Origin of the sequence: Ensifer sp. SSB1, from assembly GCF_016652895.1 — a bacterium.
Lineage (GTDB): Bacteria > Pseudomonadota > Alphaproteobacteria > Rhizobiales > Rhizobiaceae > Ensifer.
Genome location: NZ_JAEPRP010000267.1, coordinates 1 through 6,652, shown reverse-complemented (window position 1 = coordinate 6,652; position 6,652 = coordinate 1). Strand labels below are relative to the sequence as shown.

The 6,652-nt window shown below is 58.0% G+C and carries 5 protein-coding genes; all 5 read right to left on the bottom strand.

Annotated elements, in window-relative coordinates:
• On the bottom strand, nucleotides 1–549 hold a 549-nt coding region (locus tag I8N66_RS35250; protein ID WP_291164545.1), incomplete at its 3' end, for an FG-GAP-like repeat-containing protein.
• Nucleotides 550–738: 189 nt separating this feature from the next.
• Nucleotides 739–2,250 (bottom strand): SpvB/TcaC N-terminal domain-containing protein, encoded by a 1,512-nt coding sequence (locus I8N66_RS35245; protein WP_291164543.1) that lies wholly within the window; start codon nucleotides 2,248–2,250, stop codon nucleotides 739–741.
• Between the two features lie 553 nt (nucleotides 2,251–2,803).
• On the bottom strand, nucleotides 2,804–3,439 hold the full coding sequence (locus I8N66_RS35240; protein WP_291164540.1) for a hypothetical protein: 636 nt from the start codon (nucleotides 3,437–3,439) through the stop codon (nucleotides 2,804–2,806).
• 21 nt (nucleotides 3,440–3,460) lie between these two features.
• Nucleotides 3,461–4,222, bottom strand: a complete 762-nt coding sequence (locus tag I8N66_RS35235; protein ID WP_291164537.1) for an RHS repeat-associated core domain-containing protein — start codon at nucleotides 4,220–4,222, stop codon at nucleotides 3,461–3,463.
• 55 nt (nucleotides 4,223–4,277) lie between these two features.
• Nucleotides 4,278–6,652: RHS repeat-associated core domain-containing protein (locus I8N66_RS35230; protein WP_291164534.1), on the bottom strand; the 2,375-nt coding region annotated here is incomplete at its 5' end.

Genomic DNA, 6,652 nt, shown 5'->3' with positions numbered 1-6,652 from the left:
CGCCGTCTCGCCCGTCGACGCCAAAAAGTCGGGTAAGCCATCGCCGTTAAAGTCACCGGAGACTGCCGAGCCGTTGAATGAAGAATACAACGGCAAGGTATTCCCGGATGCGGCCAACCATAGGCCATACACGTTCAACTGTCGGAAAGGATTGACCTGAGTGTTCAACCGGTCGGAAGCGATCACCTCCATCTTGCCGTCATTGTCCATGTCGCGCAGCATTGGAATGCCGAGAAGCGGGACGCTGCCGAGGACGTGAACGAACGTTCGGCCTGTGCCAAAGAAGATATTGGTCTGATAATACGGGTCGCCCCTAACCGGTGCGTGAACGACGTCGGTGACACCATCGCCGTTCAGGTCGCCGTAGGAGCAAGCCGCGTTGACGCAGTCGCCCGGCAAGCCGTACGCGACCCAGGCGCCATTGACCAAACGATAGGCTGCGTTCTTCCAGATTATGCCCTGGCGGCCATTTCCCAGAAGTTCATTGGCATAACCAAGATTGCCATACAGAGTGTCGACGCCGTCGCCATCAGTATCGGCAACGGCCACCGCGGCTTCGCCTGTTCCAATTCCACCACAGACGGCTGCGTAGCCCCCGGTGCATGTCGTCATGCCCACGAGGTCAAGCGCGCCGTTCACCGGGAAGAACCGGTGGCTTGTGGTCGTCCAGCCGGCAACGCTGTGGGTGGCGCTCGGGAGGAAGATGTCCTTGGTCAGCTGGCCGCCGAGGAACCTGACCTAAAATGCTAGTGTAGGAACAGTTAAACCTCCAGACCATCTATTTTTGATACTGACGCCATTCGCATCAAATGATGTGAGTTGAACACCGTACGTCGGAGCCGAGAGCGAAGAGGATTGGACCTCAAGGACGCCGTAAATCTCATCGCGGCCGTCAAAGTTGAGATCGTCGACCTGTTGCGCATTAACGCCGTCCACGAAGTTGAGCTCGGTGTGCGGAAAAGCGAATGGCTTCCTGGTGTATGAGATGGCGTAACTGTCATAGGTCATCTGCCGGATGGTCTTGCTGGTGCCAGAAATCGGATTGGCGTTTGCGTCGAAACCGACGTCTCGGCCCCAGCGCGTGACCTTGACGAGGCGCGAGGTATTCGAGAGCGGGGCCTGATCATAGCTCAGCGAGTATGCGCTGTGATGCTGGCCGTTAGCGTAATTTACGACCGACTTCAGCCGATGCTTGATCCAGGTGAGAAAGTAGCCGTTCGCCGCCGTCTGGAAATCCGGGCGGGTGTCGTAGAAGAAGTGCGTGTAGTAGTTGGTGTTGTAGGTGATCCGCTGCGGCAGGCACATCGGCAGATCCGGGCACGTGTACTGATAGGTCATCACGTTGCCGTTGGTGTCGGTGACCGACGCCAGCACATAACGCCCCTTTTGGCTCATATCGAATTCCGGCGTACCCGCAGCCGGATTGAAATTGGCCACCGCGGCAACCGAGCGGAATAGCGACACAGTGCCGTCGCGCGCCGTCACCGTCCAGGTATTCGCGGCGCTGTCGAAGCGGATGCGGCGATAGTCCTCATTTTCGTTGGCATGCGTGCCGCCGGTCGCGCACGAAGCCGAAACCATGCCGGTTGTGCAAGCGACGAGTTCGCTTCCGTTCAGCAGATAGACGTCGCTCGCGTCATAGGCTGGCACACCGTAGCCAGGACTCGCGCGTTCGATGACGTCGAGGCCATCTACACCCCAGGCAAAGCCGGTGAATCCTTGATAGAGACCGCCCAGACGGCTCTTGCGAGCGGAATCGTAGGTAAGCGCCAGTTTGGGGGACAGGCTGCGGAAGGCTGGCACGTCGATTGCGATCGACTGCGTCATCGAACCGTTTCCGGTGATTTCCGGAACCGAAGCTTTCGGCAAGGCGCTGACCGGGGACTCGATCGCCGGCGCTGCGGCGGCCGCTGCAAGCGAACGTTCCAGGCGCGCGCCGTCCTTATCCTCGGCGCCTGGCTCCTCCGCATTTAGAACTGGGTTGGTATCGAGCCCAGTTCCTTCATCTGATTTGGTTTCTTTGCCACTTCCGTCGCCATTGCCGAGCCGAGTTCGATCAACCGTCGTATCCGGCTTCTCGTTCGCGGCCGCCTTGCTGCTTTTGCTTTCGATACCCGAACCGCCAAGGCTAGATCCAGCATTGCCGAAGCCACCGTCCGTTTTCGCGCTTCCGTCCGACTCCTGCGCTCTTGCGGCAGAGATCAGAAGCGAGTTCAGCGCACCTCCCTGCCCTTCCGCCTCAACCGACAAGGCAAACTAAACCGTGGCGGCCAATGCCGCAAAACCCAACAGATTGTGTCGCATGAACTCCCTCGACTGAACCGCCGAATCAATGATTTGGAATGCAGGCTATGCGCGCATGAGTAGATTACACAACCGTAAACTTGCTCAAGCGGATCTCTTTACACAACCGGATTCACGAACACCTTGATACAAGAGCTTCAAGGCAATGCGGGAGCGCTTGTAGATGTGCTGTCTCGGCTTACGGTCGGTCTCGACGTTGGGGGCGGAATGCGCTGCCACCGTGACCGTAGATAGCCTGTTTGCGCCGCCCAAGACGAGCAAGCGGCTGCTCATAGCCGATAGTGGCGCTCCCAACCGTGGTCGAAGCGTGCAGACGCACGCCATCGCCAGTCGGGTACACTTGGGTCCCAAGGCGGGTACGGAAGGTCGGCCACCGCTGTCCGCGTAGGTGAACGCATCGCCCAGAGAATCGTCCGGGTTCTCCGCCTCTATTAACCGCCCCTGCGAACCGACCAAATTAGGCCCTCGTCAGCACTTGCGTACTAGGCTTCCTTCAGCTTCAAGAGATGCAGCCACCGACCGTCGGCAAAACCCGCTGCAGATATCCATTAACGTTGCCTTCTCCGAAATCGATCTCCGTCGTCGACAAATAATTCAGCAGATCTTCGCAGATTTTTTTCGAGCCACCAAAGGCGTCTTCGAATATCCGCATCTCCTCCTCGCGACCGAAGACAAACGTATAGTTATCGTCGATGTGAGATAGCATGGATATGCCACCATCTGCCCGTGTAATGCCGCAGGGCCTCATACCCCACTCCATTGCATAGACGTATAGATAGTCGCGCCGAGCTGAACTGTAGGGGGCCCAAAAGAGAGGTTCGAATTCGAACAAACCTGTCGGTTGAAACCAATAGTAAGCGCCTCCTTCGAGAATTTGTGCAAAGAAGCTGTCGAATTGCTCCTCGCTCCACCTTTTTGAATTGGTTTCGCTTATCCCCAGAGTACCTTCGAGCACACGTGCGCGCGTCGCTGGAGTAGGAATTATCATCGTTCTATTTGCGTTGAATTGATCTCCAACGGCAAGAGCGTCAAGCTGTGGCAACAATATTTCAAGCGCTTTTAATTTTTCGATATCGCCCAGATCTCGCTTTCCGTCAAAAATCTCTTTTAGCTCGAAACGAATATTCTCTACCATTCCAACTCCTGTATTGTGCCTCTATCTTTTGTCTTTTCCGGTGAAGTTGCTGCGATCCCGGGACTCGTTTCCTGAGCGTACAGAATCCTTTGCGCCGGTCACGTCGTGCGCACTACGCTGGACATCGATCTTAATGTTCCGCTCTTTCTTTTCTGGGTGTTGAATTTCAATTCCCGGGTTCCCAGTCGAATCTCGAACGGGATAACTGACAACTTTCGTGCCGTCTTTGAGAGTTATCACCTCAGACCCATTGGGCTTCGTATCTGACTTCGCGCCATTGAGGCCTCGAACTACGTCGAGATTTTTCGAAGCCTGTCCTGCGTCAATGCCAAGCTGTGTCTTGCTGGAATCTTTGTTTTGCTTGCCAGGCCAAGTACCTGCTGTCATCGCCTCTTCCACTTCGGCAAATCCTGGCGGCGGTGAACCTTCGGTCTCGTCGTCCGACACGGTTTCATTTGAAAGTGCGCCTTGAAACAACTTTACTCCAAGGGTGGCCGCAAGCAATGTGGCAACGGCCGCGGCACAGCCTCCAGATACGCACACCTCAAATGCGCCCACTGCGATAGGAACTGCAAACGCTATATGCCCATTAGGATCGCTCTTGTTGACCGGGTCATTTCCCGCGTAGGCATAACGGTTTGTGCCGACACCTTCGATGGTCGGATCAAACGAGTCCGGTGAAATAAAGCGGGCATTTGCTACGCCTGCCATCGGGGTGACAGCAAGGCTGGCAATGAGGAGGACGGCGAGTGCCCGCGCCAGCATATGGCAAAGAAAGGTCATAAGGTTGCGTCCTTGAGCATTCCGCGATGAGCCTGGATTAAGGGAAGTGTTGTTCTCATTCGCCTCCCTCCGAAAGCTCGATTTCCTTGCGCTTGCTCGGGATGATTACAGAGATCTGGCCGCTGTCGACCGTGTCCTCTGCCGGGATGAACCTTCCGAAGCACGGATCGTAATACCGGGCGTTGAGGTACTGCAGCCCGGTTTCAGGATCGAAGCGCTCGCCGATGTAGCCCTTCTGCGTGCGCATCGCCGTATTCGTCGGCTCACCGTACGCAGCATAGCCATTTTGCTCGACGAGGTTGCCGCTGGCATCCGTCACCTGGCGGACCGACGACAGGTGATCGCGGTGCAGGAACGTGGCGGTGGTGACACCAGTCTGCGCCACCGAGCTGATCTTCAGATCCGGGTGCGGGTAGCGCGTGTAGGTATCCTGCCCCGGTTTGCGATCGATCTCTACGTTGGCATCGGGATAGAGCGTCGTCGCAAAGGCATCGCTCTTCTTCACTCTCGAGCCTGATGGGCCGTAGACGAGTGTGGTTGTCGCCCCACCCTGTGAGACGGTCGACAACCGGTTGGCGCCGTCCCAGACGAGCGCGCGGCTGCCGTCGCTGACCATATTGCCGTTGGCATCATAGCCGATGGTGGCGCTACCGATTTTGGTCGGAGCGTGAGGTCGCATCCCATTGGCCGCCGGGTAGGCGTAGTTGCCCATCCGGGTGCGAAACGTCAGGTTGCCGTTATCAGCATAGGTGAAGGTCTCGCCCAGCGAACCACCGGGGTTCTCCGCCTTGATCAGGCGGCCGCGCGGATCGTAGTCGTAGACCCAGTTATCATTGGCAGTCGCCCCGGTAATTGTCTTGATCTTGCCGGAGAGATCACGAGTGTATTGGTTATTGAGCAACACAGTCGCGCCCTTGACCGTTTTCAGCCCGGTGAGCCAGCGCCGCTGCGGCGAATAGGTGAAGGTGGTCACGACGCCGTTGGCATAGGTGATCGATTTCGTCTGGCCGTCCGCCTCGTAGCTCGTCGCGGTGATGTACCCGGGTATCGTCGCCAAGAAGCCCGCGTCGTTATAGGTGTAGGGCGCGGCGGCGCTGCCGACCGCGAGCGGTGCGGGCGAGTATTCGACCGACACCGCTTTGTCCTGGCGGTCGCGGGTTTCGACCGTTGCATGTGCCGCGCCGTCGATTGTCGTCGTCATGCGCATCACCGAGCCCGTACCGTTATAGGTACGGCTGAAGATGCTCGATGCCGCGCCGTTCACCGCTTTGGTCATGAGACCGATGTTGTGCGATGGCGAAACGACCGCCTCGTCGTAGGTGTTGCGGGCCACGACCGTGGGGGTCGGTTCGCCGGGTTTCTGCACCTGCTGCAACGTCAGTCGATCCATCTGGTCGTAGGCCAGCGTCGTCACCGCGCCGCGTGCATCCGTCTGGCGGATCAGCCGATCGGCACCGTCATAAGCATAGGACCAGTTGCCGAGATTCGGGTCGTTCGCCGTCAGCCGGTTACCGACCAGGTCATAGGTGTAGGAAATCCGCGCGACGCCGGCATCGGTGACATTCAGCAGTCGACCGACCGGATCGTAGGACCGCGCCTGATCCATCACCCAAGCGGTACCGCTATACGAAAGCTCGTTGATCACGTTGCCATAAGTGTTGGTGTAGATAACGGTCTGCCGCCCGGCTTCGTCAACCGAATGGCGCCGATAGAGGGAGACGTTATCGGTACCCCAGGGAGTGGCCAATTCGGCCTGATACTGGTTCGTTCGGACGCTGCCGTCCGGATTGGCTGTGCGGACGACCCGATCCTGCCAGTCATAGGAGTTGACCGTCCATTGCGCGGTTTCGTCGGCAAAGCGTGGGTGGGCGATCTTGGCAGCGTTGCCACGCGCGTCATAGGCTGTGTCGACGATGCGCACCTGTCCCGTACCGGGTTCACCGGGAGACTGGGAACGCCACGGCCGTCCAAGACCATCGAAGTAGGTGCGCTTGATGACCTCGCTGCCTGTCGACGAACGTGGTTCGTGGGTGCGAACCGCCTGCAGTGCCGGATCGCCCTCGTTGTCGTAGCGAGTGTTTACGTATCGTCCAGAACCGGAGTGGGTATAGGAAAACGGGCGGCAGAAGGGATCGTACCCGAAGGTTTCGACAATGCCGTTCGGATCGGTCTTCGACGATGGCAGGCCGCAGACCAGGTCATAACCGGTCGCCGCCACAAAACGGGTATCAGCTGCATTGCCTCCGGTGGCGAAATAGCGCGGTGCACGTTCTTTGACCGGAAACATCGTATAGGTGGAATCGTAGTCCCATTCGGTGCGCGAACCGGCACCATCAACCGCCCAGATCCGATTGCCGCGGCTGTCGTAGCCGTACGTGCGGAAGATGTTGGCCCAAATTCCATCGGCATCGCCGCGTTTGGTATAGAGCC